The sequence below is a fragment of the Dethiobacter alkaliphilus AHT 1 genome, from assembly GCF_000174415.1.
Taxonomy (GTDB): Bacteria; Bacillota; Dethiobacteria; order Dethiobacterales; family Dethiobacteraceae; genus Dethiobacter; species Dethiobacter alkaliphilus.
The window spans coordinates 47,530-65,060 of sequence record NZ_ACJM01000015.1; the positions used below are offsets into that span (position 1 = coordinate 47,530).

At 51.1% G+C, this 17,531-nt stretch carries 18 protein-coding genes and 1 other annotated feature; of the genes, 17 read left to right on the top strand and 1 reads right to left on the bottom strand.

Translation table 11 applies throughout. The features are described from left to right. The first annotated feature begins 157 nt into the window (after window positions 1-157). A complete protein-coding gene (locus DEALDRAFT_RS16205) occupies window positions 158-1,033 on the top strand; it encodes a CAP domain-containing protein (protein ID WP_008518116.1) in 876 nt (291 codons plus the stop codon). Window positions 1,034-1,273: 240 nt separating this feature from the next. On the opposite strand, the gene DEALDRAFT_RS12705 is transcribed toward DEALDRAFT_RS16205, so the two are convergent. Next, window positions 1,274-1,792 carry a L,D-transpeptidase family protein gene (locus tag DEALDRAFT_RS12705; RefSeq protein WP_008518118.1) on the bottom strand — a complete coding sequence of 173 codons (519 nt, stop codon included), beginning with the start codon at window positions 1,790-1,792 and terminating at the stop codon, window positions 1,274-1,276. A 185-nt stretch (window positions 1,793-1,977) separates the two neighbouring features. On the opposite strand from DEALDRAFT_RS12705, the gene DEALDRAFT_RS12710 reads away from it, so the two are divergent. The 16 genes from DEALDRAFT_RS12710 (at window position 1,978) to DEALDRAFT_RS12785 (ending at window position 17,450) form a co-directional block, all read left to right on the top strand. Continuing rightward, the gene (locus DEALDRAFT_RS12710; RefSeq protein WP_008518120.1) at window positions 1,978-2,157 is read left to right on the top strand and encodes a small, acid-soluble spore protein, alpha/beta type; all 180 of its coding nucleotides are present in this window, start codon (window positions 1,978-1,980) and stop codon (window positions 2,155-2,157) included. A 235-nt stretch (window positions 2,158-2,392) separates the two neighbouring features. After that, complete coding sequence (locus DEALDRAFT_RS12715) at window positions 2,393-3,427, top strand: nicotinate phosphoribosyltransferase (RefSeq protein WP_008518121.1); 1,035 nt, start codon at window positions 2,393-2,395, stop codon at window positions 3,425-3,427. 15 nt (window positions 3,428-3,442) lie between these two features. Further along, window positions 3,443-5,077, top strand: coding sequence for a two-component system sensor histidine kinase NtrB (locus DEALDRAFT_RS16210; RefSeq protein ID WP_008518122.1), 1,635 nt, complete (start codon window positions 3,443-3,445; stop codon window positions 5,075-5,077). 138 nt (window positions 5,078-5,215) lie between these two features. Beyond that, window positions 5,216-6,034 (top strand): cyanophycinase, encoded by an 819-nt coding sequence (locus tag DEALDRAFT_RS12725; protein WP_008518123.1) that lies wholly within the window; start codon window positions 5,216-5,218, stop codon window positions 6,032-6,034. A 3-nt stretch (window positions 6,035-6,037) separates the two neighbouring features. Next, window positions 6,038-8,734 carry a cyanophycin synthetase gene (gene cphA, locus DEALDRAFT_RS12730; protein ID WP_008518125.1) on the top strand — a complete coding sequence of 899 codons (2,697 nt, stop codon included), beginning with the start codon at window positions 6,038-6,040 and terminating at the stop codon, window positions 8,732-8,734. 35 nt (window positions 8,735-8,769) lie between these two features. After that, complete coding sequence (gene ispE / locus DEALDRAFT_RS12735) at window positions 8,770-9,639, top strand: 4-(cytidine 5'-diphospho)-2-C-methyl-D-erythritol kinase (protein ID WP_008518126.1); 870 nt, start codon at window positions 8,770-8,772, stop codon at window positions 9,637-9,639. After that, window positions 9,632-10,378 carry a nucleotidyltransferase family protein gene (locus DEALDRAFT_RS12740; protein ID WP_008518129.1) on the top strand — a complete coding sequence of 249 codons (747 nt, stop codon included), beginning with the start codon at window positions 9,632-9,634 and terminating at the stop codon, window positions 10,376-10,378. Before ispE ends, DEALDRAFT_RS12740 begins: the two co-directional genes overlap by 8 nt. A gap of 144 nt (window positions 10,379-10,522) precedes the next feature. Then, window positions 10,523-10,798, top strand: a complete 276-nt coding sequence (spoVG, locus tag DEALDRAFT_RS12745; RefSeq protein WP_008518131.1) for a septation regulator SpoVG — start codon at window positions 10,523-10,525, stop codon at window positions 10,796-10,798. Between the two features lie 98 nt (window positions 10,799-10,896). Further along, window positions 10,897-12,279, top strand: a complete 1,383-nt coding sequence (gene glmU / locus DEALDRAFT_RS12750; RefSeq protein WP_008518133.1) for a bifunctional UDP-N-acetylglucosamine diphosphorylase/glucosamine-1-phosphate N-acetyltransferase GlmU — start codon at window positions 10,897-10,899, stop codon at window positions 12,277-12,279. Between the two features lie 131 nt (window positions 12,280-12,410). Beyond that, window positions 12,411-13,352, top strand: a complete 942-nt coding sequence (locus DEALDRAFT_RS12755; protein ID WP_008518136.1) for a ribose-phosphate diphosphokinase — start codon at window positions 12,411-12,413, stop codon at window positions 13,350-13,352. A gap of 75 nt (window positions 13,353-13,427) precedes the next feature. Further along, window positions 13,428-14,072: a 50S ribosomal protein L25/general stress protein Ctc gene (locus tag DEALDRAFT_RS12760; protein ID WP_008518137.1), complete on the top strand. Its 645-nt coding sequence runs from the start codon at window positions 13,428-13,430 to the stop codon at window positions 14,070-14,072. Between the two features lie 3 nt (window positions 14,073-14,075). Beyond that, complete coding sequence (pth, locus tag DEALDRAFT_RS12765) at window positions 14,076-14,678, top strand: aminoacyl-tRNA hydrolase (protein ID WP_008518139.1); 603 nt, start codon at window positions 14,076-14,078, stop codon at window positions 14,676-14,678. Window positions 14,679-14,793: 115 nt separating this feature from the next. Then, window positions 14,794-15,050: a binding site (T-box leader), on the top strand. A gap of 64 nt (window positions 15,051-15,114) precedes the next feature. Continuing rightward, window positions 15,115-15,939, top strand: coding sequence for a prephenate dehydratase (pheA, locus tag DEALDRAFT_RS12770; protein ID WP_008518141.1), 825 nt, complete (start codon window positions 15,115-15,117; stop codon window positions 15,937-15,939). 57 nt (window positions 15,940-15,996) lie between these two features. Next, window positions 15,997-16,386: a hypothetical protein gene (locus DEALDRAFT_RS12775; protein WP_040379079.1), complete on the top strand. Its 390-nt coding sequence runs from the start codon at window positions 15,997-15,999 to the stop codon at window positions 16,384-16,386. 6 nt (window positions 16,387-16,392) lie between these two features. Then, the gene (locus DEALDRAFT_RS12780; RefSeq protein WP_008518146.1) at window positions 16,393-16,623 is read left to right on the top strand and encodes an anti-sigma-F factor Fin; all 231 of its coding nucleotides are present in this window, start codon (window positions 16,393-16,395) and stop codon (window positions 16,621-16,623) included. 281 nt (window positions 16,624-16,904) lie between these two features. Next, window positions 16,905-17,450 carry a DEAD/DEAH box helicase family protein gene (locus DEALDRAFT_RS12785; RefSeq protein WP_008518150.1) on the top strand — a complete coding sequence of 182 codons (546 nt, stop codon included), beginning with the start codon at window positions 16,905-16,907 and terminating at the stop codon, window positions 17,448-17,450. Window positions 17,451-17,531: the final 81 nt, after the last annotated feature.

The window sequence follows — 17,531 nt, forward strand, 5'->3', positions numbered from 1 at the left end:
AACAGCGGCTGATGAAGCCGCTGTTTTTCTAATTAACATAATTTGTTGCCGCGCTGCACTCCGCAATGGGTTTTGAAGAAAAACGCATCACTAATTATAATGAAATCATAACAATATTAAGTTATGTTAACATCTTAGCCTGAAGGAGTGTATTGTTTTGCACAAGAAATGGACAAGCATCTTTTCCCTGGCACTATTTATCACCTTGATGATTGGTTTCTCCTCTGTGGCGGAAGCAACCACCACCCGTTTTGTTTTCCGTTACACATCCAACGGATGGCAGCGAATTTCTTCACCGGCCCAAAATAACAACCGGGTTACATATGCTTTTTACCAGGCAGAACGCGGTGAAAATCTCTTCCGCATCAGCAAAAGGCATGATACCACCGTAACAGAGCTTATGCGCTTAAATCGTCTCTCCGGCACTGGCATTCGTGCCAGGCAGCTGTTATTGGTTCCTGTCCGGACTCCTGACCCCAAGCCGGAACCGCAACCGGAACCGCAACCGGAACCGCAGCCGGAACCACAACCGGAACCACAACCGGAACCGCAGCCGGAGCCGCAGCCCGAACCACAACCACAACCTGAGCCCAAGCCCGAGCCTAAGCCGGAGCCACAACCGGATCCCGTTGAGCAGCCGGTAAGCGGTCTGACCCAAGAAGAACAGCAGATGCTGGATTTGGTAAATCACGAACGGACAAGCCGGGGATTGCCGGCACTGCAGGCCGATCTGGAGGTGACCCGGCTTGCCAGGCTGAAAAGTCAGGATATGATTGATTACAACTACTTTTCACATCAGTCTCCCACATACGGTTCCCCCTTTGATATGATGCGCAATGCCGGGGTTAGCTACCGTACCGCAGGAGAGAACCTGGCCGGAAACTCGTCGGTGGAGAGAGCCCATACCGCTCTCATGAATTCTCCCGGACACCGGGCAAATATCCTAAACCCTGATTTCACCCATATCGGTATAGGCATCATCACCGGCGGCCGCTATGGTAAGATGTTTACCCAGATGTTTGTGGGCAGATAAGCGTAGAAATACAAAAAGTGCCTGAATCTTAGCGACTCAGGCACTTTTCTTTGTTCTACTGGAAATTATAACGCTTTGCAGTTAGCAAAGCTGCTAAGGAAACCAGTATCAAAAGCACGCGTTAAGGGATGATATGCTCCCCTTTGAGTAGACACCTGAAATAAGCGTGCTTTTTTCTTGATTCAATCTTGCCGGCTTAAACTAAAGACATGCCGGTTAGAAGGCGTTATCTCTTTTTTCTTATTCAAACTTGGGGATGACCAGCAATTTGCCGGGGTGCAGGTATTTGGGGAACTTGATTTTGTTGAAGTGGATTAATTGTTCCGGGGTGATTCGGAAGCGCCGGGCAATGGTTTCCACCGTGTCGCCGGGGCGGACCTGGTAAACCTCTTTGCCGATATGCTCCGGAATTTTGACTTTTTCTTCTTTTTCAAAGATGATGACCGGTGTTCCGATGGGGGTAAGCGGGAACAGCTCTTCCACGTCTTCGTTATACATGCGGACACATCCGGCGGTGGCTGCTGTGCCGATGGTCCAGGGGTTAAAGGTGCCGTGGATTCCGTGCCGCTGGTATGTAAATGCCATCCAGCGGGTTCCCAGCATTTGGTGAGGACGCGGGTTTTTCTCGTAAACACTGAACTCGCCCAGAGGGGTGGGTGTGTCAGGTTTACCGATGGCGATGGGGTATGTTTTGTAATACTGGCCCTGATGGTAGAAAGTTAATTTCTTCATCAGCCGGTTTATTTCTATGCGTGTCATTTTAAAGCCTCCGTACATTAGTTGGTATAACATCATATGTGGCGGAAATTTTTTTGTTAATTTAGTGGTATATTTTATTAAAAATTATCGAATTATAAATAAATTAACAGCTATAGTCCTGTTTTTTTCGGGCAAATTATAAATGTCTCTTCATTGTTTAAAAAAAAACAAGGAGTTGAGGCTATATGAGTCCGAGGCGTAAACCGATTATGTCCGATGCTCTTAAAGAGGAAATAGCCGAAGAGCTGGGAGTAGCTAATGTGGTGCGTCAGGATGGTTGGGGCAGTGTTTCTTCCAGGGACTGTGGTAACTTGGTGAAGATGGCCATTGAACGTGCAGAAAAAGCTCTGATGAATGGACAGTAAGGAAAACAGGCATGCTTAAAAAAGCATGCCTGTTTTTTTGGGCCGGAAATTATAACTCCTGGCGATTTGACACTGCTACGCTGGATAACCTACCAATTTAAGGGCTGTTTTGGAGAAATTTGCCGATTATAAAGGAATTCTAAACCGAATGTGGAATAGTTAAGCATAAATTTAGATTTGTAGAATTTGGGCAGAATATGTTGTGACAGATGCCGATTAGTTATGGAGGGTACATATGAAAGAGCTTAGAAGTTTACAGGATGTTCAGAATATGGAGGTTAATTCGGGCCGTAAGCTGAATTCAGCTACCCATGAAGAGGTGTTGGCCGGGGCTACCACTGATATTTATTTTATCCGCACCCTGGAGATTCTTAATGCTACCAACCGCAGTGACGCCGTTGTCACCGCAGAGGTTTTTGCCAGCCGTCCCGGAGTACTTTGCGGAATTGAAGAAGCTGTGCAGCTTTTAAAAACCAAAGATGTGAAGGTATGGGCTTTGGAAGAAGGCGAAGAATTTGCACAAAAAGAAGTGGTCTTGCGCATTAAAGGCCGCTACAGCGATTTTGGCATTTATGAGACGGGAATCCTTGGTATGCTGGCCAGTTCCAGCGGTTGGGCAACTGCAGCCCGGCGCTGTAAGGAGCTTGCCGGTGACAGAGCTGTATTTTGTTTTGGCGCCCGTCATGTTCATCCTGCAGTGGCGCCGGTAATGGAGCGTGCCGCCATTGTTGGCGGCGCCGACGGGTGCAGTTGTATTCTTGGCGCAAAGCTGGCCGGCCGCAAGCCGTCCGGTACTGTGCCCCATGCGGTGATGCTTATCGTAGGTGATACCGTTGAAGTAGCTTTGGCTTATGACCGCATTATGCCCACAGAAGATCCCCGGATTGTGCTGGTGGATACTTTTAAGGACGAGGCGGAGGAAACGCTGCGGGTAGCCGAGGCTCTGCAGGATAAGTTAACCGGTGTCCGGCTGGATACGCCCAGTGAGCGGGGCGGAGTGAGGCCGGGGTTGGTACGGGAAATCCGGGCCCGGCTTGATCAGGCCGGTTATAACCATGTTAAACTGTTTGTGTCGGGAGGGATAGACGAAGAGCGCATGCCTGCACTGATGGAGGCAGGAACCGATGCCTTTGGTGTGGGAAGTTTTATCTCCCGTGCACCGGCCATTGATATGACCATGGATATTAAGGAACTGGACGGTAAGCCCATTGCCAAGCGCGGCCGTATTCCCGGCATCACGGAATCCCTGCGCCTGAAAGAAATTCTATAACCAGGGGATGAAGTTATGGATCTCAAAGAAGATGTTTTGCTGCAATTTTTCGGGGACTTTGTGCTGCTAAATGAGATTCTCACCGGTCCCCAAACAAAGCAGTGCCTGCAAAAGATTGGCATCAAGTATGGTATGCAAATTGAAGATCAGTTCAGGTCTGAGCAGGAAAACCAAAAAGAACTATCCGTTGAGCAGTATGCACAGCTGGTAACAGATTTTTTCAGCAGTTTGGGCGGAGAATATAAGGTGTCCTCATGGGATCGGGAGAAAGTGATTTTTACCTGCCGCAAGTGCCCTTTTGGGCATATGGTCTTAAAAACTCCTGCTCTTTGCGAGGTTTCTGCCGGTGTGCTGGGCGGTATGGCAGCAAGAAATTTCAGCTACAGCAAAGTCAGTCCGGAGCGCTCCGTTGCTCATAAATCATGTGACTGTACAATCACTGTTTATATCAAGGAGACCCAGGACGCTGCGGAGGCGGAGGGTACGTTTTTCCCCAATGAACCCAGGGCATATATGCTGACAAGAAATGAAATTCAGGCTATGAGTGAAGACGCCGTTTCCACCAGCAATGTCTATAGAAATTATGTCCAGAGCCTGGAAAACCTGCAAACAATCCACCGTGAAATGGAGACTGAGTATAATCAGTTAAGGGACGAGATTTTCTCCGACCTGAAGCTGGGCGTACTGACCGTCAATGTTTCCGGAAAAATAACCTATATGAACAAAACGGCACAGAATCTTTTGCATGCGGAAAATCACTGGGATACCGCCGTAACTCAGGAGTTTCAGCGACTGCTTTCTGGAACACTGCATGAAAATACTCGTCATAACCAATATATTTTAAATGTCCCTTTTCCTGAAGGTACCCGCTATTATTCCGTTAACACAGCGCCCCTGTTGGGTGAAGATGGGGAAGTTACAGGTGCGGTCAGTGTTTTTCAGGATGTTACGGAGCAAAAAATCCTGGAAGCCGAGATGCTGCAGATGGAGAAGTTTTCCCTGGTGGCGGAACTGGCGGCGGGAACGGCCCATGAGATTCGCAATCCCATGACCACAATGCGCGGTTTTTTGCAAATCCTGGCCAAAGAATTTAAGTCAGGGACCAAAGGTTACGAATATTGTGAATTGATGATTGAGGAAATTGACCGGGCCAATGCCATTATTAAGGAATTCTTACTATTAACTAAGCCGGCGGCACCTAATTTGCGTGAATGTGATTTACATGTGATTCTGGAAGAAATTTTTATGCTTATTGAGAGCAAGTCATTATTGGAAGATGTAAAGCTAAATAAGCGCTATGCCAAAAGTTTACCGCTGGTAGAGGCCGATCCGGCTCAGATTAAACAGGTCTTTTTAAACCTGGCCACCAATGCCATTCAGGCCATGCCCGCCGGCGGGGAGCTTACCATTGCTACTTCGGTATCCAACGGCACCGTAGTTGTGCGCTTTACCGATACCGGATGCGGCATTGAGGAAGCCCAGTTAGCCCGATTGTTTGACCCCTTTTTTACCACCAAAGAACAGGGAACCGGCCTGGGCCTGACCATTTCCTACCGTATTATAGAAGGTCACCGTGGGCGGCTGCATGCCGACAGTACGCCGGGCAAAGGGACCACATTTTATGTGGAGTTGCCTGGGCTGAAAAAATAAATCCTTTTGTACGAGAAGACGCGCTGCAGCAGCGCGTTTATTTTTTTTGCCCAAAGTGCCAGGACCCCTGATCTGTATAGGATTTGGCGCTTGGGAAATTATAATATCTGCGTAATTTTCTGCGGAGGTGCATAACTTTTGGAGCAAGCTGCAGGTGAGTTGGTTATTATCGGCGGTGCCGAAGACAAGGACGGGGAATGTGAAATTTTGCAGCATTTTTTTTCACTGGCCAAAGGCAGAGATGCCCGGTTGCTGGTTTTGTCTACGGCCAGTACCGATCCTGATGCCGGAGAGCAATACCGGCAGATTTTTTCAGCTATGGGCGCAGCCGAGGTAAGGGTTCTTGCCGTACAGTCCCGGCAAAAAGCAAATTCACCGGAATATGCCCGTATATTTGCGGAGTGTACCGGTATTTTCTTTACCGGGGGAGATCAACTGCGCATCACCGGGATACTGGGTGGCAGCCTGTTGGGTGAAGCGCTGTTTAAAGCCCACCGGGACGGAGTGGTCATTGCCGGAACCAGTGCCGGTGCTTCTGTAATGAGTGAGACCATGCTGGTGGGAGGGGCAAATGATGCCACACCCAAAAAAGAAATCATCCGTATGGCACCCGGTCTGGGGCTCTTAAAGGGAGCGGTGATTGATCAGCACTTTGCCCAGCGGGGCAGAATCGGCCGCCTCCTGGCTGCAGTTGCGCATAACCCCGTTATTTTGGGCATCGGATTGGATGAGGACACCGCCATAATATATAAGCCTGTGGGGGAGTATGAAGTTGTGGGTTCCGGGTCTGTCACTCTCATTGACGGTCGGGAAGTGGCCTGTTCCAACGTATCGGAATCCACTGCCGAAGAACCGCTGGTTTTAACCAATGTAAGATTGCATATTCTTTCCAGAAACTATGCTTTTAAGATAACCGGCCGGCAGATAAGGATACATCCTTTGAAGGAGGATACTTAAGCTGTGAGAATCAGGGAATTATCATTTTTTTGCGGAAGAAATATTTACAGTCACCGCCCGGTGATGAAAATGATACTGGATTTGACGGAGCGACGCCTGTTTCGTACCGATAACGACCCTGAGTTTGCCCGCCGCCTGCGGGACATGCTTCCAGGTTTGGCAGATCACCATTGTTCCCGGGGAGTGCCCGGCGGATTTTTGGAACGAATGGCAGAGGGAACCTATCTTGGCCATGTGGTGGAGCATGTTTTTCTCGAGCTGCAAAACATGGCCGGTGTAGGTACAAAGTACGGTAAGACCATTAACACCCCGGATGGGCTGACTGAAGTTATTTGTGAATACCGCTGCCGCCCGGCGGCAGAGTTGCTGGCCAAGGCCGCCGTTGCCGCTGTTTTGGCCGCGTTGGAAGGCTCCTCTGCTGATGTTGGCCATTGGCTGGCGGAGGCAAAAAAAGCGGTGGACCGGCACATGCCCGGGCCCAGCACCGCAGCAATTCTGGCTGCGGCAAAAAAGCGGCACATCCCCATTCAGCCTTTGGCCGAAGAGAACAGTCTTTATCGTCTGGGGACCGGTAAGTACCAAAAAAGAATCATGGCCAGTATTACCGAACATACCAGCTGTGTAGCTGTGGACATTGCCGGCAGCAAACCATTGACTAATGATTTGCTGAGAAATGAAGGGCTACCTGTCCCCGCAAGTGAAGTTGTCTATACTTTGGCGGATGCACAGGCTGCAGCTGAGCGGATTGGTTATCCGGTGGTGATTAAGCCGGATAACGGCAATCAGGGCAAAGGTGTCTCCATGAATTTACTGACAGCAGAAGAGGTGGCCAATGCTTTTCAGGCTGCAGCTGTCTGCTCAAAAGCCGTTATGGTGGAATCCTACCTTAAGGGCCGGCATTATCGGCTGTTGGTGGTTAACGGCAGCATGTTGGCTGCTGCAGAAAGAATTCCTGCCCACGTCACAGGAGACGGCTTAAGTACCATACACCAGTTAATAGCGCAAGCCAACAAGGATCCCCTGCGCGGTGAAGGTCATGAAAAGCCGCTTACTAAAATTGTGTTGGATCAGATTGCACTGCGTGTTTTGGAGAAACAGGGCTTTTCTCCCCAAGATGTGCCGGCGGCGGGCTTACAGATCCTGCTGAGGGAAAATGCCAATCTGTCCACCGGAGGCACAGCCGTTGATGTGACCGATGAAGTCCATCCTCTGCAGGAAGCATTGGCTGTTTCGGCGGTGCAGGCAGTGGGTCTGGATATTGCCGGCGTAGATGTGGTGATGGAGGATATTACCAGTTCCCCGGAGTCGCAGTCCGGGGGTATTATTGAAGTAAATGCGGCGCCGGGACTGCGTATGCACCTGCATCCCTCCCGGGGAAAAAGCAGGGATGTGGGCAAAGCCATTGTAGACATGCTCTTTCCCCCGGGAAGTCCGGTTCGGGTCCCGGTTTTTAGTGTTACCGGCACAAACGGCAAAACCACCACTGCAAGGATGTTGGAGTTTGTCATGCGGCGCCACGGCCTGTATACCGGAATTTGCTGCACCGACGGCATATATTTTAACGGCCAACAGGTTAAGAAGGGAGACTTAACCGGGCCGCTCAGCGCCAGGACCGTTTTGGCCCATCCTGATATTGAGGTGGCGGTGCTGGAAACGGCACGCGGGGGGCTGATTCGCCGCGGGTTGGGATATGACCGGGCTGATGTGGCGGTGATTACCAATATACGAGCCGACCATCTGGGCCAGGACGGCATAGAAACCCTGGATGACCTGGCCCATGTAAAAAGCCTGGTGGCGGAAGCTGTTTATCCCGCCGGCTGTGTTGTGCTAAATGCCGATGAACCCCATGTTAATGAACTGGCCGCCAGGGTCTGGGCCGAAGTGATTTATGTCAGCATGCAAAGTGACAATATTGTGGTGCGGCACCATTTGGGTAAAGGCGGGCGTGCCGTTTTTGTCCGGAGAGGACTGGTGCTGGCTGCCCACGGCAGTGGCGTAGTACCGGTGGGGCGTGTGCGCAGTTTTGTTGTTACCCATGGAGGTCGAGCCCTGCATCAGGTGGAAAATTTGCTTGGCGCCCTTGCTGCCTGCTGGGGGTTTGGCCTTTCTCCCCGCCAGGCAGCAGCATATCTACGTACTTTTGCGGCACAACCCGGGGATAATCCGGGGCGGTGCAATTTGTACCAGGTGGGGGATATCCGTGTTTTAGTGGATTACGGCCATAACGCCGACGGGATAGAAAAAACCGGGCTGCTGGCCAAAAAGCTGGGGGCAGAGCGCCTTATTGGCGTGGTAGGGGTGCCGGGAGACCGCAGTGATGAACTGGTTATGCAGGCAGGCCAGGCAGCGGCCGGCTTTTTTGACCTGTTAGTTATAAAGGAGGATCATGATTTGCGGGGGAGGCGCCCCCGCGAAGTGGCCGGGCTTTTAATGCGCGGGGCTTTAAATGCCGGTAGGGACAGAGCTGCCCTGAAAGTGGAACCGAATGAACGCCGGGCGGTAAAGAAAGCTTTGGCTTTAAGCCGTCCCGGTGATTTGGTGGTCATTTTTTATGAGGACCTGGCTGCAGTCCTGGCAGAAATCATGGAGCGGGGCAGCGTGAAGCAGCCGGTGCAGGAGGCCTGTGTTGCCGGAGAAGAAAACAGGTCTGCTATTCATCCTCCCCCGGCAGGAATCACCGGTTCCCGGGCGAATACATAAAGTAAAGCGAGAAAAATGCCAATGTAGGGAATGATATGTTGAAATCTGAAAAAGCGAATGCAAAAATTAATCTTGTTTTGGATGTCCTGGGAAAACGGGACGATGGTTACCATGAAATCAGCACCGTCTTTCAGAGTCTGGACCTGTCAGACACGCTAACCTTTGAAAGCAGGTCTGAGGGTATAGGGTTATCCAGCAATGCCCCTGCCCTGCCGCTAAACAAAGATAATCTTATCTGGCAGGCGGCGCACTTGCTTCAGAGCCATTATGGTGTATCCGGTGGTGTACATATTCATCTGCACAAACGTATACCGGTGGCTGCCGGCCTGGGAGGCGGCAGCAGCGATGCCGCCGCAGCGCTGCGGGGGCTGGTCCGCTTCTGGCACCTTCCATGGGAGTCGGAGGTACTGTATGCTCTGGCGGCGCAGCTGGGCTCAGATGTGGCTTTTTGCCTGCAGGGCGGTACGGCACTGGGAAGCGGGAGGGGCGAGATTTTGCAGCCGCTGCCTGCTTGCCCCCATTTTTATGTGGTCCTGGCCAACCCCGGTTTTGCCGTTTCCACCGCTAAAGTCTATCAGGCCTTTGTGCCTGACGGGCCTAATAGAACCGGTGCCGGAGGCCTGGTTGCTGCTTTGGAGGCGGGAGCGCGGGAAGAGGTAAAGTGTGGGCTGGAAAATGCTTTGGAGCGTTCTACCTTTTCGCTGTATCCTAAGGTTCGTCGCCTGAAAGAGAGAATGCAAAAAACAGCTCCGTCCCTGATGTGCGGCAGTGGGCCCACTGTTTTTGCGCTGTTTGATACAAAAGAGGATGCGGCAAAACTGTGTGAACAGTTAAAAGCTGAGGGTATATCGGCATGGTTGACCGAGACAGTGTCGGCAAGCTTAGGAGGTGGAGAAAATGTTTGACGTTGTGGTGTTGGCGGGAACCGGTAAGGATACAGAACTTACTGCCCAGGCGGGTGTGAATAATAAAGCATTTATTTCTATTAATAATAAGCCCATGCTGGGATATGTGCTGGAAGCCCTGAAGGAGACGCCGGAAATCGGGCGGATTGCCGTTGTTGGCCCTGTGGCGGATTTAACCCCTTTTATAGAAGAGTACGAAATCCTGGCTGTGGGGGAAGCGGGCAGTATTCCGGAAAATATCCGCAAGGGTTTTGAAGCGCTGCAGCCCCGGCAGCATTTTTTGATTGTTTCTGCAGACATCCCGTTTGTGTCTGTGGAGGCCGTCACCGATTTCCTTGCCCAATGCAGGCCATATAATCAGGACTTTTATTATCCCATTGTGCATAGAGATGATAATGAGGGCCGCTTTCCTGGAGTGACAAGGACATATGTTACGCTGCGCGACGGTGTTTTTACCGGCGGCAACCTGTTTTTGGTCAATCCAGCCGGCATTGCCGTGGCGCTGCCGAGAATGGAACGATTCCTCGCGCTGCGCAAGAGCCCCCTTAAGCTGGCCGGCACCCTTGGCCCCGGTTTTGTGCTCAAGCTGTTATTGAAAAAACTAACCATAGCGGAACTGGAAAAGCGTTTTTCCGCGCTTTTTGGGCTGCAGGGGAAAGCGGTAATTTCCAGGTTTGCGGAAATAGGCACCGATGTCGACAAGCCTGCAGACCTTGAATTGGCACAGAGAATGCTATAAATTAAAATAATTATGGACTTTGTTAAAAAATTCCCAGTTAAAAGAAGGAATTCATTCCTTTGTGTAGAACATCACAAGTATCAAAAGTGTGTCGGTTTTTTGTCAGGCTTTTGGCAGATGTGTGGCAGAAAGGCGGTGAGTATCATGAGGGTTACCGACGTCAGAATTCGTAAGATGAATAATGAAGGTAAGATGAAAGCAATCGTATCTATTACTCTGGAGAATCAGTTTGTTGTTCATGACGTCCGCGTAATCGAAGGCAATAACGGGCTTTTCGTCGCAATGCCCAGCAAAAGGACACCCGACGGCGAGTTCAAGGATATTGCCCACCCGATTACTTCTGAGACGCGGGAGATTATCCAATCCGCAGTACTGTTTGCTTACAGCAATGAATTAGAAAAAGAGTTAGTGGGAGCTTAATCGCGGAGCGATAGCTCCTTTTTTTTGTCTTTTAGCAAAAAATACAGTATGATTACAGTAGCTGGTTACAATATGTTTAATTAAGCGGGAGGTTCAACATGGAGAAAGTTACGACGGTGGTTTTGGCGGCGGGTGAAGGAAAGAGGATGAAGTCGCAGACACCGAAGGTTTTGCACCGGATTTGCGGCCGGTCGCTTTTAGGCCATGTGCTGGCAGCGGTGGAAAAAGCAAGTCAACAAAAGATTGTGGTGGTGGGGCATGGGGCCCAGCAAGTAAAGGAAGCCTTCGGGGATAAGGTACAGTATGCTTATCAACATCAGCAGCTAGGCACCGGTCATGCGGTGATGCAGGCAGAGCAGCAAATACCCCGGGCAGGCGATGTTTTTATTCTCTGTGGCGATACCCCGCTATTGTCGGCGGAGGTTATGGAAAAGATGCTTCTGGCACACAAACAGTCCGGTGTGGCGGCCACGGTGCTTACCGCGGTGGTCCCCGATGCTTACGGTTATGGCCGGATAATCCGCACCGAAGCAGGCGATGTGGTTAAGATTGTGGAGGAAAAGGACGCCACAGAAGGGGAGCGCACTGTGCGTGAAATTAATACCGGTACTTATCTATTCCAGGCCGAGGCTCTGCTTGATTCCCTGGGAGATTTGGATAATGACAATGCACAGGGCGAATACTACCTGACAGACTGCATTGCTTTGTTAATAAGTAGAGGCCTGAAAGTGGGGTCATATTGTCTTGAAGATTATCGAATGGCTCTTGGCGTAAATGACCGCTCCCAGCTGGCAGAGGCGGCAAAGCTGCTGCGGGAGAGAATTAACGGTGAACTGATGGCCGGTGGGGTCACCATTCATGACCCGGCCACCACGTATGTGGATGTGGATGTCCGTGTGGGCGAAGATACGGAGCTTTTGCCCAATACATATCTGAAAGGGGCCACAGAAATCGGCGCCCGGTGTGTCATCGGTCCCGGCACGGAAATTACAGAATGTCAGATTGGCAGTTGTGTCACCGTCAGGCATTCCGTCCTTAACCGGTCTGTGCTGGAGGACAATGTGACGGTGGGTCCCTTTGCCCACCTGCGGCCGGAAACGGTGCTGCGTTCCGGCGTAAAAGTGGGAGATTTTGTGGAAATTAAAAAGTCGGATATCGGTTCCCAAAGCAAAGTGCCCCATCTTTCGTATGTGGGCGATGCCCGGGTTGGCCAGGGTGTAAATCTTGGTGCCGGTACCATTGTGGTTAACTATGATGGAAAAAACAAACACGTTACAGAGATTGGCCCGCGGGCCTTTATCGGCTGCAACAGTAATTTGGTGGCACCGGTATCCATCGGCAAAGGAGCGTTTGTGGCCGCCGGATCCACTATAACCAAAGATGTTCCCGACGGGTCCCTGTCTTTGGCCCGGCCTAAACAGGTCAATAAGGAAGGTCTGGCCGGACGCTTTATCCGTTCGGAGAAAAAAGACGAATCCTGACGACTCAGGCAGGAGAACCGACTTGATAGGGCGAAGATTAATTTTTTAGACCGGTAGAAAAATATTTTTGTGAAAATGTAAGGTGTAAAGCCAGCTTTCTTATAAGCAAAGAGGCGGGAGGGTTTCTAAAAGTGTATCGAGGGCGTAAACTGCAAATATTCAGCGGTACGGCAAATATGCAGCTGACGGAAGCAATTGCGGAGCACGTGGGCGTACCCATGGGACAAGCGGAAGTGAAGCGTTTCAGTGACGGAGAACTTAGTATTTATCTGGGTGAAAGTGTCCGCGGTGCCGATGTCTTTATCGTCCAGCCCACATCGTGTCCGGCCAATGAAAATTTAATGGAACTATTAATTATGATGGACGCGCTGAAAAGGGCGTCTGCCAAAAGTGTTAATTCGGTGCTGCCGTATTACGGCTATGCGCGGCAGGACAGAAAAACCCGCGCCCGGGATCCCATTACAGCCAAGCTGGTGGCGGATTTGATTACCACAGCAGGTGCAGACCGGGTAATTACTATGGATTTGCATGCCGGGCAGATTCAGGGCTTTTTTAACATCCCGGTGGACCACTTAAAGAGCCTTCCTATTTTGGCCAAGTATTTTCAGGAGAAGGAATTTGAAAATGCTGTGGTTGTTTCCCCTGACATGGGTGGGGTGACACGGGCCCGAGAGTTGGCGGAACGGCTGCAGTTGCCCATCGCCATCATTGATAAGCGCCGCCCTGAGCCCAATGTGGCGGAAGTAATGAACATTATCGGTAAGGTAAAAGGTAAGACTGCCCTGATGATTGATGATATTATCGATACGGCGGGTACCATTTCACTGGGGGCCAGCGCCCTTCTGGAACAGGGAGCCAAAGAAGTGTACGCCTGCTGTACTCATCCCATTCTTTCCGGTCCGGCTCTGGAGCGGCTTGATGCTGCGCCCATTAAAGAAATTGTGGTTACCAATACCATTCCGGTGGCAGACAAGAAGCTGGACAAGCTGCAGGTGCTATCGGTGGCGCCGTTAATCGGAGATGCCATTATTCGCATTCATGAAGAGCTTTCCGTTTCCAAACTGTTTGATTAAACATTGCAGAATTTGACTCAAACGGTAAGTGTGGGGTATAATACCAAGGAAAAAAGGAGAAGGAGGATACACACCATGGAACGTGTACAAGTCCAGGCAGTTCCCAGGGAAAAAGTCACCAAAAGCCAGCTCAAAGAGCTGCGCAACTCCGGTATGGTTCCCGGGATTGTCTACGGTCAGAAAGATGATGCCGTAGCCATTGCTGTGGACAGCAAAGATATTATTTCTATTTTGCAGTCTGCCGCCGGCACCAACTCACTGGTGGATTTGGCAGTGGAGGGGAACAAAGAAACGGTTATTATTAAGGAACTGGTGGAGGACATCTTTATCCAGGATCGCTTTACCCACGTGGACTTTCTGCGTATTTCACTTAAGGACAAGCTGGAAGTTCAGGTGCCCGTTATCTTCACAGGGGATGCCGTCGGCGTAAAAGAAGGCGGTACGCTGCAACCATTGCTGCGTGAAGTTTCTCTGAAGTGCCTGCCCACTGAAATCCCTGAGAGCATTGAGTTGGATATCAGCAATCTGTCCGTTGGCGAAACTCTGACGGTAGGTGACCTGACCGTACCTGCCAGCGCCGAATTGCTCAACGAAGCAGACGAGGCTGTTGTTTCCGTTGCCGCTCCCAGAATGGCTGAAGAGGCAGCAGAAGAGGGTGAAGAGGGCGCTGAAGCTACCGAAGCTGCTCCTGATGGCGCAGACCAGGAAGCTGCTGAGTAAACAATGAAGATTATACTCGGTCTTGGCAATCCGGGTCCAAAGTATTTGACTACACGCCATAACGCGGGATTTCGCACGGTGGATCGTATCAGCACCGCTGCGAAGATCCCGCTTTATAAAATGGGTCAGCACGCTTTTTGGGGCAAAGGGTCGCTGGGCGGACAGGAAGTGGTTCTGGCCAAGCCCATGACTTATATGAATAACAGTGGGTTGGCCGCCGCCGCTTTGTGTAAAGCTTTTGGCGCTTCTCCTCAGGATCTGTTGGTGGTTTACGATGACCTTGATTTGCCTCCGGGAACTTTGCGCCTGCGCCCTCAGGGCGGCACAGGCGGCCATAACGGCCTCAAGTCCATCACCTATCACCTGCAAACCAAGGATTTTCCCCGGATGCGCATCGGTATCGGACGTTCTGAGGAAATTGCCGTGGTGGATTATGTACTGCAGGAGTTTTCCCCGCAAGAGGAAGCAATGCTGGAGGATGTGCTGGATATGGCTATTCGTGCCGCCACCCTCTTTGTGAAAGAAGGCATCAATGCCGCCATGAACCGCTGTAACGTTACGATAAAAAATAACCCTTTACAAGAAGGGGAAAGTATGCTAGATTAAGCTTTAATAAGAAAGGCACGCTTATTCAGTTCCTTTAACGGCGTGCTTTTCAATACTGGTTACCTTTGCCGCTTCGCTAACTGCGAAGCGTTAATTTCCTACCAGTATACAAAAGTGAATGGCGTTGAAGGAGAAAAGTAAGGCATACACGATCTTACAGGAAGGGGACGCCACCGACTGAGAGCGGCCCCGGATACGGTTTGTCTGAAGTTCCCTCCGGAGCCGCAGGCTGAAAATCTCAGTAGGCCGAGCCGGGGATCCCGCCCGTTATCTAAAGGGGCAGGTATCGGAGTTATTACTCCCGCACCTGTAGAAGTGGACGCTTTTGGGCGTCAAATTGGGTGGTACCACGGAATAGACCCCGTCCCTTTTCAGGGACGGGTTTTTTGTATTTTAGCAAGAAATAATAACATTATGGGCATGGGAGTGATAATACATGAGTATAAAAATTGCCTATCTGGGACCGGCGGGGACATTTTCAGAGGAAGCGGCGGAGTGTTTTGCCAACAAAGCATCTCTGGAGGCAGAATTGGAACCGTGTGCAACGGTGGCCGATTGTGCCGGCAGAGCAGAGGATGATGCGGTAAAATATGCGGTGGTTCCCTTGGAAAATTCTTTGGAAGGCTCGGTGCACGCCACCCTTGATGTGCTGATGACTAGCCTGGAGCTCTCCATCCAGGCTGAGCTGGTTTTGGATATTGAGCATAATTTACTCTGTCCCCACAAAGAAATGGGGCAAATAAGCCAGGTCTACTCCCACCCCCAGGCGCTGGCCCAGTGCCGCGACTTTTTGCGGCAAAGGCTGCCCCAGGCCCGGCTGGTTCCGGCGCTGAGCACTGCAGAGGCGGCGGCGCAGGTGGCTCGTGAACAAAGCGGAGCGGCCATAGCCAGCAAACGGGCTGCCAAGCGTTATGGGCTGCATATTTTGGCAGAAAATATTCAGGACAGCGAGAACCGGACCCGTTTCATTGTGTTGGGAAAAGAAACCCCGGTACCTGCTTTGCCGCAAAAAGCTTCCCTGGTTTTTTCTGTGACAAATGCTGCGGGCAGCCTGTTTAGGGTGCTGCAGGCCTTTGCCGACCATGGCGTTAATTTAACCAGGATTGAATCGCGGCCTGCCAGAAAACAGTTGGGGGACTATATTTTCTTCGTTGATTTGGATGGAACCCCTGATGATATAAATGTTAAAAAGGCGCTGCGGCAGGCAGCAAAGGAAGCGGTAGTGCTAAAGCTTCTGGGTTCCTATCCTGTTCTTCCTTAAAAGGTATAAGTGGGCTCATTCTGCTTCATACTATCCGTTATAAATGAACGGGAGTTTATGATGAACTGGATTGTAGCAGGCCTGCTAGCCTCCGCCGCCGCATTTGCCGCCAACCGTTTTGTTTATCGCGTTTGGCGCGATGTGGTGTTGTTGGGCCCGGTGCCCCTGTTGGAGGAAGTGGCAAAAACAATGGCCGCCCAAATGCTTGGGGCCAGTATCCTTTATACCCATGTGGTGTTTGGCCTCACCGAAGCCATCCTGGACTGGCGCGGCCGCAGGCGGGGACTGCCCGCAGCAGTTTCGGCGCTTTTGGCACACAGCATTTTTGGTTTACTGACGGTGGCGGTTGCCCGGAGTACAGGCAATCTGGGTGCAGGCATTGTGGCTGCCTTTTTGGGCCATGCAGTCTGGAATGCAGTTATGCTCTTCCGTTCGGTGAAGAGGTGAGTCCCGATGCTTATTACCTGGGTTTGCAGAGAATGCGGCGTTCGGCTGGCGAGGGTTGCCGCCAGTGCAGATAACCCGCGAGTGGCTGCGTTGACGGCACAGGCAGGAGACGATATAATAGAGATTGACCGGGAAGGAAACTTGGTCCTTCACCTATTGTGTGAAGACTGCCTGGAAACACTAGACCCGGAGGATGAAAGTGGCATTGTTTATTTACAAAGACCGGAGCTTCACTGATAACCGGTTAGAGAACGCCAAGGCCTTGCTTACAAAACAAGGCCTGCTTTTTGTGCTGGTAGGAACTATAACGCTTTGCAATTAGCAAAGCTGCAGTGGTAACCAGCACTGAAAGGCACGCGCTGAGGAAATCGAATGGGCGCGCCTTTCTGGTGCTGGTAGGAACTATAACGCTTTGCAGCTAGCAAAGCTGCAGCGGTAACCAGCACTGCAAGGCACGCGCTAAGGAAGTCGAGTAGCGCGTCTTTCTTGTTGTCTGAACGTAAACGGAGGTATTTTTCATGCTTAGAGAAGTTGCTGCAGAGCTGCTGGCCTTGCCCTCACTGCAACCCCTGCTGGAGGGATTAAAGGTTAAAAGCCGCTACCAGCTTGTCTACGGACTCGATGAAAGCGCCCGCACCATGCTGATGGCGGCACTGAGGCTCCATACAGACAGGCCGGTATTAATTGTAACCCCGGATCAAACCCATGCCGGCAGAATATATGAAGATATGCTCTCGGTTTTTAAAGATGAGGATGTTTACCTTTTTCCCGGCAAAGAACTGCTTTATTACAGCAATCTTTTTTCGGAGAGCGGTGATGCGGCGGCGCAAAGAAATAGCTGCCATGAAACGTCTTGGCCCGTGGGCGATAATATTGTGGTGGGTGGCCAACCGTGTCCGCCCATGGGTAACCAAGATGGCCTTCCCTTTTGCACCCCTGGGCAGGGAGGGCTTTGTTTTCACTTTACGCCCCCGATGAATGAATATCCCCATTTGATGGAATTTGCCTGGGAAAGGCTGGGTGGGATGGGGCGGTATATGAACGGGGTGGGAAAATGGGTGTGATGGTGCCAGGGGGTCCAGGGTCTCCTGGTGGCGCCGGGCGGGCATTTGGTTTGATATTTTACCCCCGGCCCGGGGGGAAAC